This is a genomic window from Noviherbaspirillum galbum (assembly GCF_010974945.1).
Taxonomy (GTDB): domain Bacteria; phylum Pseudomonadota; class Gammaproteobacteria; order Burkholderiales; family Burkholderiaceae_D; genus Noviherbaspirillum; species Noviherbaspirillum galbum.
Window position 1 is genome coordinate 203,509 of the sequence record NZ_JAAIVB010000037.1, and the last position, 15,029, is coordinate 218,537.

The following is a 15,029-nucleotide window of genomic DNA, read 5'->3' on the forward strand; positions in this document are numbered from 1 at the left end:
AAACTAACGTTAAGATCAATCGCCATAACCCGCAGGAATGCTTCCCCTGCGGCTCGCCGCGTCAGGCGGCCATTGCCGTGGCTTCGCGGCCGTCCTGCAGGTCGCGGTTGACCGCGCTCAGCACCGCTTTGAACGACGCCGTGACGATGTTCTCGTCGATGCCCACGCCGAACAGGGTCGCGCCGCCATTGACGCGCAGCTCGACGTAGCAGGCGGCGCGCGCATCCGAGCCCCCGCCGATGGCATGCTCGTGGTAATCCATGAGGCGGATGTCCATGCCGAGCGCGGCGACGAAGGCATCCAGCGGTCCGTTGCCCGCGCCGGAAAGCGTCACCGGCCGGCCATGGCGGATCGCTTCCACCTGGACCTTCACGCCCGAGCCATCGTCCTGCATGCGGTGCGCATGGTACTTGAACGCGCCGTCCGGGCTCAGGTATTCCTCCTCGAAGACGGCATGGATGTCCTTCGCATCCACTTCCTTGCCGGTCTCGTCCATCACGCGCTGCACCGCGCGGCTGAATTCGATCTGCAGGCGGCGCGGGAGCTTCAGGCCATAGGTCTGCTCGAGCAGGTAGGTCATGCCGCCCTTGCCGGACTGGCTGTTGACCCGGATCACGGCATCGTAGCTGCGGCCGAGGTCGGCCGGGTCGATGGGAAGATAGGGCACTTCCCACAGGCCTTGCGGATCCTGCTGCGCGAAGCCTTTCTTGATCGCGTCCTGGTGCGAACCGGAGAAGGCCGTGAACACCAGGTCGCCGACGTAGGGGTGGCGGGGATGCACCGGGATCTGGTTGCATTCCTCCACGCACTTGCGGACTTCATCGATGTCCGAGAAATCGAGGCCGGGATGCACGCCCTGGGTGTACAGGTTGAGCGCGAGGGTCACGAGATCGACGTTGCCAGTGCGCTCGCCATTGCCGAACAGGCAGCCTTCGACGCGGTCGGCGCCGGCCATCACGGCGAGTTCGGCGGCGGCCACCGCCGTGCCGCGGTCATTGTGCGGATGCACGCTCAGCACGATGCTGTCGCGCCGCGCGAGGTGGCGGTGCATCCATTCGATCTGGTCGGCATAGACGTTCGGCGTGCTGACCTCGACGGTGGACGGCAGGTTGATGATCATCTTGCGTTCCGGCGTCGGCTGCCAGACGGCGGAGACCGCGTCGCAGACTTCCCTGGCGAAGTCGAGCTCGGCCATGCTGAAGGTTTCCGGCGAGTATTCGAATACCCATTCGGTCTCGGGCCGGGCGTCGGTCAATTCGCGGATCAGGCGCGTGCCGGCGACCGCGATGGCGACCACTTCCTCGCGCGACATGTTGAAGACGATGCGGCGGAACGATGGCGAGACGGCGTTGTAGAGGTGGACGATGGCGCGGCGCGCGCCCGCGAGCGAATCGATGGTGCGGCGGATCAGGTCCTCGCGGGCCTGGGTCAGCACTTCGATGGTCACGTCCGCCGGCACGCGGTCCTGTTCGATGAGCTGGCGCACGAAGTCGAAGTCGGCCTGCGAGGCGGAAGGGAAGCCGACTTCGATTTCCTTGATGCCGCAGCCGACGATGGTGTCGAAGAAGCGCATCTTGCTCGCCGCGCTCATCGGTTCGATCAGGGCCTGGTTGCCGTCGCGCAGGTCGGTGCTCATCCAGACCGGCGGCGCGGTGATGGTCTTGTCGGGCCAGGTACGGTCGGCGAGGCGGACGGGCGGGAAAGCGCGGTACTTGTTTTCGGGGTGGGGCAACATCATGGTGCGTCCTTTCGTGGCAATGCGGAAAGCTTCGGTTCGTCAGTCGTGGGGATGTGGCGAAGAGGCTGACGAACTGCCACGGGGCGCAAGGTCCGTCAACCGGGCGGTAGCGGTAGCAGGGCGTGCGAGCGCGCAAAGATCATCGCGGCGATGGGTTCGCCGTTGACGATGCTGACAGGGTTGCGCTTGAAATGCATGGCTCGTGTGATGCGGACAGCGCGCCGGCCGATGCCGGACGGGCGATGTCCTTGCGGGTATCTGGACGTGTGGAAAGTAATTGCGTCCGCGCCATCGCTGGCGCGGAATCCGATTGAACTGCCGGTCAGTTCTGCAACTTAGCGCGGGCGGCGCGGTAGTCGCTGTAGTCGCTGTGCCTGTAGCTTCTTGCGCGCCTTGTCGCGTGCGATGATGGCGCCGGCCAGTGCGACGGTGAGGGAGGTAGCGATGAATGTCAGCATGATGGTTTTAATGTAGGGGAAAGGCAAAGGAGTTGTCAACTACGTTTTTAATGAATTCGTCATATCGCTTGGTGTTCAGGCCTGCCGGTCCGATAATGAAGCGCTCCGACCTACCGGTGACCTTGCCAGACCAGTAATGAACATTTCCTTCCGGACCGCCGGCCGCCTCGAACTCGAGGCCGCTTTCCATGCGTCCCGCTGCCGCACGCTGGCGCTGTTTGAGCGCTTCGCCGAGGCCGGTCTTGCCGTGCCGCGTTCGCACAATCCCATCGCAGGCATCGATCCGCCGCTCTGGCAGCTGGGGCACATTGCGTGGTTCGCCGAATGGTTCGTGCTGCGCGAGGCGGACACCAGCGATTCCACATCGGCCCTGCGTCATTCCATCCTCACCAAGGGCGACGACTGGTTCGATGGCAGCATGGTCGATGCCAAGGCCCGCTGGCGGCTCGACCTGCCCGGCGCCGGGGCCGTAAAAACCTACTGCCGCGAAGTGCTCGACCGCGTGCTCGACAAGCTGGAACGTGCCGGCGGCGAGGCATCCGACCTCTATCCCTACCGGCTTGCGCTGGCCTACGAAGACATGTGCGGCGAGGCCATGGCGGCGGCGCTGCAGGCGCTTGACCTCGCGGCGCCGGACGACATCGGCAACAAGAGCCTGCCGTCCTGGGGACAAGGCGAGATTCGCTTTCCTGGCGGCACGATACGGCTCGGCAGCGAACCCGATGGCTTCGTGTTCGACAATGAGAAATGGGCCCATGCCTTCCATGTGCCGACGTTCACGATGGATTCAACCCTCGTTACCAATGAACAGTACGCGGACTTCATCGATGACGGGGGTTACCAGCATGCCCATTTCTGGACCCGCGGCGGACGCGGATGGCTGATGACGCGCGATTTGTCCGCGCCGCGCGACTGGGAGCGGGAAGGGCGCACCTGGCTGTGCCGGCGCTTCGGCAAGATGATCGTACTGCCGCTGCATGAACCGGTGCGCCACCTCAGCCTGTACGAGGCGCAAGCCTACTGCGCCTGGGCCGGGCGGCGGCTGCCGACCGAGGCGGAGTGGGAATACGCCGCCATGACGGGCCATGCGGCCTTCCGCTGGGGTGATTTGTGGGAATGGACATGCACGCCTTTCGAACCCTATCCAGGATTCGAGCCCGACGGCTGGCGGGAATATTCGGCGCCGCATTTCGCCGACGACCAGGTCTTGCGCGGCGCTTCCTACGTCACGCCGCTGCGGATGAAGTCGCTGAAGTTCAGGAATTTCGCGGATCCGGGAAGGAACGACCTGTTTGCGGGTTTCCGGACCTGCGTGCTGTAGGAATGGCTGGTTCAAAAAAAAAAGCCACCGGAATCCGGTGGCTTTTTGTCGCTTAACGACGCCGATCAGCGTTCGCCGAAGGCGCGGCGAGAGGCCGCTTCGCCGAAACGGCTGCTCTTGCCGTAACCGCCACCGCCGCCGCCGCCTTCCTTGCGCGGGGCGCTGCCCGGCTTGCTGAAGCTGCGCTGGCCCGGCTTGCCGCCACGGCCGTCGCCCGGCTTCCAGCCGTTCGGTTTGCGGGCACCACCGGGGCGCGCGGCCGCGGTCGTCTTCTTCGGCTCGAAGCCTTCGATGACATCGACCGGGATCAGCTGCTTGGTAAAGCGCTCGATGCGCTTGATGTTGATGTGCTCGGAATGGTTCACCAGCGAAATCGCCTGGCCGTTGCGGCCCGCGCGGCCGGTGCGGCCGATGCGGTGCACGTAGTCTTCCGGGAACTTCGGCAGGTCGTAGTTCACGACGTGCGTGATGCCGGGCACGTCGATGCCGCGAGCCGCGACGTCGGTTGCCACCAGCACCCGCACCTGGCCGCGGCGCAGGGCGTCGAGCGTGCGGTTGCGCGCGCCCTGGTGCATGTCGCCATGCAGGGCGGCGGCGGCGAAGCCGGCGATGTTCAGGCGGTCGGCGATGGTGTCGGCATCGCGCTTGGTGGCGGTGAACACCACGGCCTGGTCGATACCGGCGTCGCGCAGCAGGTGGTCGAGCAGGCGGTTCTTGTGCGACAGGTCGTCGACGAAGTGGACGCGCTGCGCGATGTTTTCATGCTTGGTCGAGGAACCGGCGATCTGGATGACTTGCGGCTCGCGGGTGATGCGGCGGGCCATGCTGCCGACCACGCCGTCGAGCGTGGCGGAGAACAGCATGGTCTGGCGCGTGTCCGGCGTGGCGGCGACGATCTTTTCGATGTCTTCGATGAAGCCCATGTCGAGCATGCGGTCGGCCTCGTCGAGCACCAGCATCTGCAATTCCGAGAAGTCGATCTTGCCGGATTCCATGTGGTCGATCAGGCGGCCCGGGGTGGCAACCAGGATTTCCGGATTGCGGGACAGCAATTGCATCTGCTTGGGGTAGGGCATGCCGCCGAGGATCGAAACTGCGCGCACGCGGCGCAGGCTGGAACCGTATTTGGCGGTGGCGGTGGTGACCTGCAGCGCGAGTTCGCGGGTCGGGGTCAGGACCAGCATGCGCGGTTGCGCGGGCTGGAAACGGGGGCGTTCGCCACGCGCGCGGGCGGCCTGGCGGTCCTGGTTGGGGGTACGCTGGGTGCCGGTCTGCTGTTCGGCAACGGCGAACTTGTGCAGGGCGGGCAGCATGAAGGCGGCGGTCTTGCCGGAGCCGGTTTGCGAGGAAACCAGCAGGTCGCGGTTTTGCAGGGCGGCGGGAATCGCCTGCTCCTGCACGGGGGTGGGCTTGGTGTAGCCCGCTTCGGTCAGTGCTGTGAGAATGCTTGCGTGAAGGCCTAGTGCTTCAAAACTCATTGTGGTCTTTCGTAGTCGTCAACGCCGCAACCACGCGAAATGGGGTCGCGGACGATAAAAATGCAACGCTCACCAACGAAACAGCTGAGAAATTAATCAGATTGAATCGGCACAAAAGCTTTGCGCCGGGACGGTGTCATGTGGATCGACACCAAAGAGGCGGGAGGGCTTTGTCGGTACAGCTCAGGTTTGCGATGCTGCTAGAGGTGACTGCCTTGCTGCAGTGCACAGCGGCGAATTATACAGGCTTCGCCGAAACGGTGCGGGATTTATTCGGGTAAAGACCCGACCCTTGCAGTGCGTCAAGATAGCCTCGACGTCGAGATGGATTGCCTTCCTTCAAGGCGACGCATGAAGGAAGGCCTTGACCAATTTACTCGGTCGGGGCGTACATGACGTGCGAGAAGCCGCCATCGACGTAGGTGATCTCGCTGGTGATGCCGGACGACAAATCGGACAGCAGGAAGGCCGCGGTATTGCCCACGTCCTCGATGGTCACGTTGCGGCGCAGCGGGGCATGCGCGGCGACGATGCCGAGCAGCTTGCCGAAGTCCTTGATGCCCGATGCCGCAAGGGTCTTGATCGGTCCTGCGGAAATGCCGTTGACGCGGATACCCTTTGGGCCGAGCGACTCTGCGAGGTAGCGCACGCTGGCTTCGAGCGAGGCCTTGGCCAGGCCCATGGTGTTGTAGTTGGGGGTGGCGCGCACCGAACCCATGTAGGTCAGGGTCAGCAGCGAGGAACCTTCGTGCAGCAGCGGCAGGGCTGCCTTCGCCATGGCGGGGAAGCTGTAAGAGGAAATGTCGTGGGCGATCTGGAAGGCTTCGCGCGACAGGCCTTCGAGGAAATCGCCGGTGATGGCTTCGCGCGGCGCAAAGCCGATGGAGTGGACCAGCCCGTCGAGGCGGTCCCAGGATTTCCCGAGTTCGGCGAACAAGGCATTGATCTGCTCGTCGCTGCCGACGTCGCAGTCGAACACCAGCTTGCTGCCGAATTCATTGGCGAAATCGGTGATCCGGTCCTTGAAGCGCTCGCCGACGTAGGTGAAGGCCAGTTCGGCGCCTTCGCGCTGGCAGGCCTTGGCAATGCCGTAGGCGATGGAACGGTTGGAAAGCAGGCCGGTGATCAGGATTTTCTTGCCTTGCAGGAATGCCATGGTTGACTCCAGGTGAAGCCGTCCGCCATGGCGCGTCTTGCGGGAAAAGGAAATGCGCATGGCTGGCCGGCCGGTTGTACTGTGCTGCCGCGGCCGAGATTGTAGGGGCAAGCGGGCGAATTGGGCAACTTTTCAAGCGGCCGGACCGCCCGGCCGCCTTGTCAGGGGCTGGTCCGTCCGATCACGGCTTGCGGCCGCGCTTGCGCTCGGCGGCGGGCTTCTTCTCGACCTGCTGCTTCTCGGAATAGAGGTAGGGCAGGAGGCGTTCGGTGAGTTCGGTGGCATTGCGCAGGGAATTTTCCGAACGGTGCACGACGGCGCCGCACAGCGCTTCGATGAGCGCGAGCGCGCCCGCCTCGGAGTTGGCGAAGAGCCGGCGCTCGGTCTTCGCATAGAGCACGATGTCGGAGATAGGCACCAGCGGGGAAGACGGGCTGTCGGTGATGGCAAGGATCTTGGCATGACGCTCGCGCGCCATCGCGAGCAGTTCGACCGTGAACTTGTTGTAGCGCGGGAAGGAGATGGCAATGACGAGGTCTTCCCGGTTCAGCTTGAACAGGCGACGCGCGGCCAGCGTCGGTCCGGCATCGTCGGCGATGGTCTGCACGATGGAGCAGCATTGCTCCAGGCGATGGGCCATCATCGACGCAAGGTAGGCGCTGGTGGAAAATCCCATCAGGAAGATGCGCGGCGCGCGCAGGATCATCTGCACCGCCTTCTCGCAGGCGGCCGCGTTGAGCTGCCGCAGGGTGTTCTGGATGTTGCTCAGGTCTTCTTCCAGCGAGGCGGAAAAGATTTCCACGCTGGAGGCTTCCCGCTGCAGTTCGGTGCGCAGGTTCTCGACCGGCGCCAGCGTGCTTTCGAAGGCTTTCACGAGTTCGGCGCGGAACTGCGGATAGCCGTCGAAGTCGAGCGCGCGGGCGAAGCGGTTGGCGGTGGCCACCGACATGCCGACCGCGTCGGCCAGTTCGTCGATGGTCATCGTGGCCGCCTGGAAGGGATTGGCAAGCACGAAATCCGCCGCTTTCCGGTGTGCCTCGGTCAATGTCGGATAGGTCCGCGCGATGCGTTCCGTGATGGCGGCATTGGACAGCATGAAATCGATCGGAGCGTGGTGTTTCATCAATTACCCATTCATTCTGTGCGAACGGCGTGAAGTCGCGCCATCGCTTGGCTGTGTCTCGCAGCCTGGTACGCCTGCCAGCGGATGGGGGAGGGGCATGCCTCGCCGCATGGCATGCGCGGTCTCCCTTTCTTGCTTTAACAGGCGTCGGCTTCCACCCTCGTGTTCTTGTTGCGGGAAGGCGCGCCGCCATGCAGGGCGGCCTTCCCGGCCCTCTTGCGGGGCGTCAGCTGGTCTTGCTGTTGGACTGGAGGATCCAGTAGCGCGCCAGGTCGGCGGTGCCGTCGTTGCCTTGCACCGACTTCAGCGTCTGGACGCCTTCGGACTTCTTGCCCGCCTGCAGCTGGGCCACGCCGTAGTGCAGCTTGGCATCGTCCGGACGCTTCAGGTTGCCCTTCTTGATGCCCTGGTCCATCAGCGCGAGTCCCTTGTCGGCCTGGCCGGCGGTGACATAGGCATAGCCGAGGTTGACGAGGGCGGTGCCATCCTTCGCCTTCTGCGCCTCTGCCTCGCCCTGCGCCATGGTTTTCTGGTCGTCGGCCGCCTGCTTGTTGGCAAGGTCGCGCAGGCGCTTCTGGCGCTCGGCTTCCGCGCCGTTGCCGAGGGCGCCGGCCTTGTAGCCCGCTTCCATGACCTTCACCGCCTCGGCCGGGAAACCCGCCTGCAGCGCGAGCTGGGCCATTTCCATGTAGTCGTTGGCATCCTTCATCTGGCCGATCGCCATCTTGAGGCGGTAGACGTCCAGGGTCAGGCGGTCGGAGAAGCCGGGCTTGCCCTGCACGCGGTTGATCAGGTCGGCCCAGTATTCCTTCTTGGGATAGTAGGCGACCAGCTTTTCGATCGACTGCACGTAGGCCGCCTTGTCGTTCTGCTTGAGGGCGATGTTGGCGAGCAGCTGCAACTGTTCTTCCGACGGTGCCTGGCCAGCCTTTTCCTCGGCCGCCACTTCGCCGGCGATGGCCTTCTGCGCCGCGGGATAGTCGCCGGCGAGGTAGTAGGTCTGGTTGAGCAGGGTGCGGATCTTGGGATCGTCGCCGCCTTCCTTGAAGTAGCGCTGCCAGGTCGAGATCGCCTTGGGGTAGTCCTTCTGCTGGTAGTACATCGCGCCCAGCGCGCTCGTGAACTTGGTCTGCTCGGCGGGTGCCAGCTTGCCGGAATCGAGCAGGTATTCGAAGGACTTGATCGCGACCGCGGTGTCGCCGGCGGCCGCGGCGATCGAAGCGCGCATGCGTTCGATGGTATAGGTTTCCTGCGGCGTCTTGCCGCCGATGGCGTCGGTCTCGCGGACCTTGGCCAGCGCTTCCTTGTACTTGTGCGCCTTCATCAATTCGCCGGCGGCCTGCAGCGGCTTGCCGACCTCGGGGCGGAGGGTCTGCTGCTCGCCCGCCGCGTAGGCGGCCGGGACCGCGCCGAAGAGGGCGGGCACGGTATTCAGGCCGATGGCGGCCAGCAGCAGTCCGATGTGTGCAAAGCGAAACTGTGTCATGGATAGTCTTCCAAACGGGATAAGGAACGACGGGCTGCGAGCCTTGCGGGCCGGGGAGGGCAGCCCGTCGTCCGTGGTTGACGCATTTGCGCGCCTCGGCTATTTCAGGAACTGTTCGTTGCCCACCATGCCGATCTTGGTCACGCCCAGCCGCTGCGCCGTCGCCATCACCGCCGCGACGTTCTTGTACTGCACCAGCTTGTTCGGACGGAGGTGAACCTCCGGCTGGACCGGCTGCGCCGCGACTTCGGCGAGCTTGGATTCCAGCGAGGGACGGTCGGGGACGACCGTGCCGTTCCACAAGACGGTGCCGTCGAAGTCGACATCGATGTTGATCACGATCGGCGGCGCGGTCGGCGGGGGAGGGGTGCCGACCGGCAGGTTGAGGTTGACCGCGTGGTTCTGGATCGGAATGGTGATGATCAGCATGATCAGCAGCACCAGCATCACGTCGATGAGCGGCGTTGCATTCATTTCGACCATCACATCCGGATCTCCGGAACTGCTTCCGGAACCGACGTTCATGCCCATGTTAACTCCTGTTCAAATTGTCTCGGTCATCAAGGCGCTCAGCCCCCGCGTGCGGGCGGAACCAGGATGAAGCCCACCTTGGCGATGCCGGCGCGCTGCGCGGCAAGGATGACCTTGCCGACGAACTCGTAGCGGGCTTCCTGGTCGCCGCGGATGTGCACTTCAGGCTGCGGCTTCTGGGTGGATACCTTCTTGAGTCTTTCGACCAGCGCGTCATTGCTGGGGATGAAAGTCTCGTTCCAGAAGATCTCGCCTTCCTTGGTGACAGAGAGGTTGATGTTTTCCGGCTTGGTCTTATACGGCTGGTTACGCTCGTCCGGCAGCTTCACCGGGACCGTATGCGTGACCACCGGAATCGTGATCAGAAAGATGATCAGCAGCACCAGCATCACGTCCACGAGGGGCGTGGTGTTGATGGCGTTGATCACTTCGTCTTCATCCCCGTCCGGGGAACCGATAGACATTGCCATGATTTAGCCAACCTTTTTTGCGGCATGCACCGTGGACATGGCGCCGGACAGCAGCACGGAGTGCAAGTCGGAGCTGAAGGAACGCACGTTTTCCATCGCGCCCTTGTTGCGGCGGACCAGCCAGTTGTAGCCGAGCACCGCGGGGACTGCAACGCCCAGGCCGATGGCGGTCATGATCAGCGCCTCGCCCACGGGGCCTGCCACCTTGTCGATGGATGCCTGGCCGGCGATGCCGATGGCGGTCAGCGCGTGATAGATGCCCCAGACCGTGCCGAACAGGCCGATGAAGGGGGCGGTGGAGCCGACGGTCGCCAGGAAGGCCAGGCCATCCTGCAGGCGGCTCTGGATCTTCTCGACGGCGCGCTGGATCGACATCGTGACCCAGGTGTTGAGGTCGATCTGCTCGAGCAGGGCGCCCTCATGGTGCTGGGATGCGTTCAGGCCGGCCTCGGCGATGTAGCGGAAGGCGCTGCCCTGGGCCAGGCTGGTGGCGCCTGCCTGCAGGGACGGGGCTTTCCAGAACTTGTCCTGGGCTTCGCGGGCCTGCTTGTTCAGGCGGATCTGGTCGACCAGCTTGGTGATGGTGATGTACCAGGAACCCATGGACATGATGATCAGGATGATCAGCGTGCCGCGCGCGACGAAGTCGCCGCCTTTCCAGAGGGCTTCCAGGCCATAGGGATTCTCGACCACCTCCTTGTCGCCCGCGGGGGCGGATGCCGTCGCCGCAGGGGCGGGCGCGGCGGGAGCCGATGCGTCCGCCGCGGGTGCGGCAGGTGCCGAAGCCGCCGGCGCGGAGGCGGCCGGTGCCGGTGCGTTTTGCGCAACGGCCGGAGCCGACAGGGTGGCGGCTGCGGCCACGGAAATCACGACAGCGCCGAAGAGGGCGGACAAACGGGTGTTGTTAAACATGCTATCTCCAATTCTTGAAAAAAATCCTTGATGCTGAACCAGGTGAACGTCGGGCTTGTGGCGCCGCGTCACTCGATCCTCCAGACGTATTCCATCCTCGTCCAAGACTGCTCCGGCTGGCCGTTCACCGTACCTGGCTTGAACTTGCACAGGCTCAGGCCGGCGACCGCTGCCCTGTCGAGATCGCGGAAACCGCTCGACTTCTCGACCTTGGCATCGACGACCTTGCCGTCGGTGCCGATCAGGAACTGCAGTACGACCGTGCCCTGTTCTTCCGCGCGCAGCGACTTGCGCGGATACTCGGGCTTCTGGCAATTGGAAGCGTCGACCACTGCCGCCGTGCGGGCCGGGCCCGAAGGCGCGGCTGCCTGTGGCGCTGCCGCGGGGGCGGGCGGCGCGGGGGGCGGCATGACCGGGTTTTCCGGTTTGACGTTCGTCACTGCCGTGATGGTGTTCGGCGGCGGCGGCGTCTGGATGTTGACTTCCGGCGGCGGGATAAACGGCGGCGGAGGTGCGGTCAACTTGGGCGGAGGAGGGGGCGGCGGAAGATCCTTCGGCGGAGGCGGCTTGACCTCCTCGATGATCTTGGTTTCGACCGGTGCCTTGACGACTTCCACGACCTTGCGAGCCAGACCCGTCACCAGGGCGTACACGATCAACAGGTGTAAAAGAATCACAAAGGCGAGGCCGGACAATTTCTTGCCTGGTTCACGCTCGTGTTCCGAAAAATCCATGACTGCTTCCTCCAGTTGCATCGCTCTGTTCGTTCTGGCGGCAACAATGTGTTGTGGACAATGTTGCCCGATTACAAAACCAGCGATCTATGTGAAACCGCCCGGACGGATCCGGGCGGTTTGCTTACCTCTCCAAGTTCGGAGCCCCGTGGGTTAGACAGCAATCAGCGGGGCTTGATCACGAGGTTTCTCGTTTAGAACTTGTATTTCAGGCCGACGTTGAAGAAACGGCCGACAGCGCCGCTGTAGTCCAGCGGGTTGTACGAGGTTGCGCCATAGGTCAGCGGATCGAGCGGAGCGACGGAATCGAACAGGTTCTGGATCGAGCCGAAGACTTCGATGTTCTCGCGTACCTTGTAGCGTGCGGTCAGGTCCACCGTGGTGAAGGACTTGATCTTGCAACCCGAGGGAGCGTCGGTACCGTTGGCGAACACGTTCGCGCAGCCGGCCGGATCGTCCTTGAAGTTGATGTTCTTGATCGCGCCGCGGTAGTTGACGACGGTGGACACCTTCCAGGCCGCACGTTCCCAGGTTGCGCCCAGGTTGATACGGTCGTCAGGCGTGCCGATGCAGTTGGTCACGTCGCAGTTGCCGTGGGTGCCGGCGTAGTCAAACACCGTGCCGTCGGCTTCCGTACGCTTCCACTTGAACAGGTGGGTCCACTTCATGTCGAGCGTCAGCTTGCCGTTGGTGCCGAGGTCGAAGCCCTGACGCAGATCCAGGTCAGCACCCTGAACGCGGGTGTTGTTGGAGTTGACGTAGTTGGTCAAGACCGCGGTGATCGGGCCGGGATCGCCAGGCGTCGGGGTGGCCGACGTCGGGTCACGTGCAACGCGGCCGGCGGCGATTGCCGAGGTCACGCTTTCCTGGTTGATCTCGTTGTTGCGGTCGATCTGCCACACGTCCAGCGAGATGCTGGTGCGGGGCAGCGGATCCCAGACCACGCCCAGGCTGTAGCTCTTGGACTTCTCGGGCTGCAGGGCCGGGTTAGGCGAGGTGATCAGAGCGACGTTGGCCGGCGAGCAGGCAGAAGCGATGCCCAGGCGGCAGCGAGCCGGATCGGACGCGGTGGAGAAGGCAGCCAGGCCGCCCACGCCGTTTTCTGCGGCGCTCGGAGCGCGGAAGCCTTCGGCGTACGTGCCGCGGATCGCCAGTTCCTTGATCGGGGTCCACTTCGCGCCAACCTTCGGCGTGAAGGAGTTGCCGACGTCGGTATAGTGGTCGCCGCGGATGGCTGCGGACAGTTCCAGGGTCTTCAGCACCGGAGCCAGGACTTCGGCGTAGAGCGCGCCGACGTTACGCTGGCCGGAGTAGGCCGAGTAGCCCAGACCGATGATGTTGCCGCGGTCGGTGCCGGCGGTCGGGTCGAGACGGGTGTACTCGTGGCGGAATTCACCGCCGACTGCCACGCCGATCGCGCCGCCTTCGAGCTTGCCGAATTCGCGCGATGCCTTGAAGTCTGCCTGGGCAACCTGGGTCTTGGCATCGTTGCCGATCGACGGCGACAGGGCGGCGTACAGGGCTGCCGAGTTCAGGCCGGCGTTTTCGCCGATGCGCCAGACGCTGCCTGCCGGCAGGGCGGCGTAGGCGGCGCTGCCGGCGCGTGCTGCTGCGACGTTGGCGGCGCTCGGGTTCAGCAGGGCGAAGGCGACGTCACGCTGCAGGTAGCCGGTGCGGTTGTTGCTGACCTTGTTCTCGGAGTAGAGCAGGGCGGTATCCCAGTCCCAGCCGAAGTTCGTGCCCTTCAGGCCGCCCAGCAGGCGGTTGAAGGTCGAGCCGACATTGGAAACGCGCGGGCCCACGTCCCAGGCCGAGTAGCGCAGGCGGGCTGCGGTGCCGAAGTAGGGGTTGTCCGGGTGGGCAGCGCCCAGGGCGACGGTGGTGTTGGTCACCGGGCCGCCAGGATAGCCGACCGAGGAGCTGACCGCGCTCGGCGTGGTGTAGGCTGTCGAGTCGTTCTTGTAGTAGAGCAGCTCGCCGTAGGCCTGCATGTCGGCGCCCAGGTTCTTGGTGGCGCGGGTGAAGAAGTTGTAGCTCTGCGAGGACGGCTGGATCTGCTGGTACTGCTGGGCCGCGTCGTAGATGCAACCGTTGCCGGCCAGTGCCTGGTCGCGGGCAGCTTGCGGGAAATTGCCGCAGGCGGCGCCCGGGAAGGTGCGGGTGAAGCCGCTGTCCGCGCCGGTGTAGCCGCGGTTGTAGTAGTTCAGCGTGGTCGGGTTGCGTACCAGGCCTTGCAGCGAGGAGGAGCTTGCCACCGTGCCGCCGCCCGTAGTGAAGCCGACGCCGGCCAGACCGGTATCCGGGCTGAAGCCGAGGGAGCGCAGGTCGCCGCGGCCGATCTGGTCGCGGTCGGAACGGTCGCGGTTCCAGATCTCGCCCTTCTTGCCGTATTCGAAGTTGAACAGGACGTTGAAGCCGTCCGGACCGTTGAGGTCGCCCATGCCGTGGGTGAAGGTCAGGCGCGTGTCCTTGCCGTCGCCGTAGCGGGACTGGCCGTAGGAAACCTTGGCCGTGGAGCCCTGGTAGTCCTTGCGCAGGATGACGTTGACCACGCCGGCGATGGCGTCGGAACCGTAGATCGAGGAAGCGCCGTCCTTCAGCACTTCGACGCGCTCGACGGCTTCGAGCGGGATGATGTTCAGGTCGGCGAAGACCTTCTGGCCGTCGTCGGCCAGGCCGTAGGGCGCCACGCGGCGGCCGTTGATCAGGACCAGCGTGGAAGCAGCGCCGAGGCCGCGCAGCGAGATGCCCGATGCGCCGGAAGCGAAGCCGCTGCCGAAGGTCGTCGGGACCGAACCCTGGTTATCGACGGCCAGCGTCTGCAGCAGTTCTGCCACGGAGGTCTTGCCGGAACGTTCGATGTCTTCGCGGTTCAGGGTCTGGACCGCGGAAGCGGTTTCGGACTGTGCCCGGCGAATGTTCGAACCCGTGACTTCCACGCGTTGCACGTTGGAACCACTGGTTGTCTGCGCTACTGCAGGCTGCGCGAGGAGGCCAACCCCGACGACAGCCATGCCACCCGAGAAAATCAGGCGGACGGAACGTGCAAGCACGGTTTCCATCATTATCATCACCCCACTCCTATGAAAGTGCGTTTGAAGGCTAAGTTTTTTGTACACCGGCTTGGTAAGCCGGCGGCGTGAAAATTAATTTCGCTTGAAAATATATTTTCGCGGTGAGTATGGAAACATTATGACAAGCCAATGTCAACTCGACGTTTTTGCGATTTTCGCCAGAAAACAACGCGCCAAAAACGTGCCCCAAAAAAGGGGTCCGATTTGGGTACTGAATTTGTGCGGCGCGACATCCAAATTTGCCACCCGCGCCGCCCTGTAGCGATGAGGCTTTGCACCACGTCGGAATGCTGCTTCGCAAAATAGAGGGTCTTCTCTAAACATTTGATTTACAAAAATCTGAGAAAAATCAACGATGACTCGTTTTTGCGAAGCAGCATGAAAAAATCTTTGCAGATACCTCCCAAAATGGATTTGTTGAGGTATGGTTACGCCCGTTTGAGCGCCGACCGGGCGTCCAGACAGAGAAGCATGAAAATATTTTTCGCCTGCGGCAAAAGCGCTTGAGCGAAACGACTTGGTGACCAAGGACTCTAAGGCGCATGACC

Annotated in this window: 13 protein-coding genes; 1 reads left to right on the forward strand and 12 read right to left on the reverse strand. The window is 63.8% G+C overall.

From position 1 onward, the window contains the following. Positions 1 to 61: 61 nt before the first annotated feature. Together leuA and G3574_RS28680 are read right to left on the reverse strand one after the other, a co-directional pair. Complete coding sequence (gene leuA / locus G3574_RS11405; RefSeq protein WP_163963131.1) at positions 62 to 1,738, reverse strand: 2-isopropylmalate synthase; 1,677 nt, start codon at positions 1,736 to 1,738, stop codon at positions 62 to 64. 335 nt (positions 1,739 to 2,073) lie between these two features. Continuing rightward, positions 2,074 to 2,196 carry a hypothetical protein gene (locus G3574_RS28680; protein WP_268958874.1) on the reverse strand — a complete coding sequence of 41 codons (123 nt, stop codon included), beginning with the start codon at positions 2,194 to 2,196 and terminating at the stop codon, positions 2,074 to 2,076. 136 nt (positions 2,197 to 2,332) lie between these two features. On the opposite strand from G3574_RS28680, the gene senA reads away from it, so the two are divergent. Continuing rightward, a complete protein-coding gene (senA, locus tag G3574_RS11410) occupies positions 2,333 to 3,517 on the forward strand; it encodes a selenoneine synthase SenA (RefSeq protein WP_163963132.1) in 1,185 nt (394 codons plus the stop codon). 65 nt (positions 3,518 to 3,582) lie between these two features. Here the strand turns inward: senA and G3574_RS11415 are convergent, their stop codons facing one another. From G3574_RS11415 to G3574_RS11460, 10 genes are all read right to left on the reverse strand, one after another. Continuing rightward, the gene (locus G3574_RS11415; protein WP_163963133.1) at positions 3,583 to 4,995 is read right to left on the reverse strand and encodes a DEAD/DEAH box helicase; all 1,413 of its coding nucleotides are present in this window, start codon (positions 4,993 to 4,995) and stop codon (positions 3,583 to 3,585) included. A 373-nt stretch (positions 4,996 to 5,368) separates the two neighbouring features. Further along, positions 5,369 to 6,151, reverse strand: a complete 783-nt coding sequence (gene fabI / locus G3574_RS11420; protein ID WP_163963135.1) for an enoyl-ACP reductase FabI — start codon at positions 6,149 to 6,151, stop codon at positions 5,369 to 5,371. Positions 6,152 to 6,332: 181 nt separating this feature from the next. Further along, positions 6,333 to 7,274: a MurR/RpiR family transcriptional regulator gene (locus G3574_RS11425; RefSeq protein WP_163963137.1), complete on the reverse strand. Its 942-nt coding sequence runs from the start codon at positions 7,272 to 7,274 to the stop codon at positions 6,333 to 6,335. Positions 7,275 to 7,500: 226 nt separating this feature from the next. Next, positions 7,501 to 8,760, reverse strand: coding sequence for a tetratricopeptide repeat protein (locus G3574_RS11430; RefSeq protein ID WP_163963139.1), 1,260 nt, complete (start codon positions 8,758 to 8,760; stop codon positions 7,501 to 7,503). 99 nt (positions 8,761 to 8,859) lie between these two features. Next, positions 8,860 to 9,291, reverse strand: coding sequence for an ExbD/TolR family protein (locus tag G3574_RS11435; protein ID WP_205609741.1), 432 nt, complete (start codon positions 9,289 to 9,291; stop codon positions 8,860 to 8,862). A gap of 38 nt (positions 9,292 to 9,329) precedes the next feature. Then, the gene (locus G3574_RS11440; protein WP_163963141.1) at positions 9,330 to 9,761 is read right to left on the reverse strand and encodes an ExbD/TolR family protein; all 432 of its coding nucleotides are present in this window, start codon (positions 9,759 to 9,761) and stop codon (positions 9,330 to 9,332) included. A 3-nt stretch (positions 9,762 to 9,764) separates the two neighbouring features. Further along, positions 9,765 to 10,673, reverse strand: coding sequence for a MotA/TolQ/ExbB proton channel family protein (locus G3574_RS11445; RefSeq protein WP_163963143.1), 909 nt, complete (start codon positions 10,671 to 10,673; stop codon positions 9,765 to 9,767). Positions 10,674 to 10,741: 68 nt separating this feature from the next. Further along, entirely contained in the window at positions 10,742 to 11,407 is a 666-nt protein-coding gene (locus G3574_RS11450; RefSeq protein ID WP_163963145.1) for an energy transducer TonB, read from the reverse strand. Between the two features lie 194 nt (positions 11,408 to 11,601). Next, the gene (locus G3574_RS11455; protein ID WP_235953306.1) at positions 11,602 to 14,478 is read right to left on the reverse strand and encodes a TonB-dependent receptor; all 2,877 of its coding nucleotides are present in this window, start codon (positions 14,476 to 14,478) and stop codon (positions 11,602 to 11,604) included. A gap of 135 nt (positions 14,479 to 14,613) precedes the next feature. After that, the gene (locus G3574_RS11460) at positions 14,614 to 15,009 is read right to left on the reverse strand and encodes a hypothetical protein (protein ID WP_163963147.1); all 396 of its coding nucleotides are present in this window, start codon (positions 15,007 to 15,009) and stop codon (positions 14,614 to 14,616) included. Positions 15,010 to 15,029: the final 20 nt, after the last annotated feature.

Coding starts and splice junctions, on each gene's coding strand:
- leuA (WP_163963131.1), bottom strand. CDS start 1,738: ATGATGTTGCCCCACCCCGAAAACAAGTACCGCGCTTTCCCGCCCGTC.
- G3574_RS28680 (WP_268958874.1), bottom strand. CDS start 2,196: ATGCTGACATTCATCGCTACCTCCCTCACCGTCGCACTGGCCGGCGCC.
- senA (WP_163963132.1), top strand. CDS start 2,333: ATGAACATTTCCTTCCGGACCGCCGGCCGCCTCGAACTCGAGGCCGCT.
- G3574_RS11415 (WP_163963133.1), bottom strand. CDS start 4,995: ATGAGTTTTGAAGCACTAGGCCTTCACGCAAGCATTCTCACAGCACTG.
- fabI (WP_163963135.1), bottom strand. CDS start 6,151: ATGGCATTCCTGCAAGGCAAGAAAATCCTGATCACCGGCCTGCTTTCC.
- G3574_RS11425 (WP_163963137.1), bottom strand. CDS start 7,274: ATGAAACACCACGCTCCGATCGATTTCATGCTGTCCAATGCCGCCATC.
- G3574_RS11430 (WP_163963139.1), bottom strand. CDS start 8,760: ATGACACAGTTTCGCTTTGCACACATCGGACTGCTGCTGGCCGCCATC.
- G3574_RS11435 (WP_205609741.1), bottom strand. CDS start 9,291: ATGGGCATGAACGTCGGTTCCGGAAGCAGTTCCGGAGATCCGGATGTG.
- G3574_RS11440 (WP_163963141.1), bottom strand. CDS start 9,761: ATGGCAATGTCTATCGGTTCCCCGGACGGGGATGAAGACGAAGTGATC.
- G3574_RS11445 (WP_163963143.1), bottom strand. CDS start 10,673: ATGTTTAACAACACCCGTTTGTCCGCCCTCTTCGGCGCTGTCGTGATT.
- G3574_RS11450 (WP_163963145.1), bottom strand. CDS start 11,407: ATGGATTTTTCGGAACACGAGCGTGAACCAGGCAAGAAATTGTCCGGC.
- G3574_RS11455 (WP_235953306.1), bottom strand. CDS start 14,478: ATGATAATGATGGAAACCGTGCTTGCACGTTCCGTCCGCCTGATTTTC.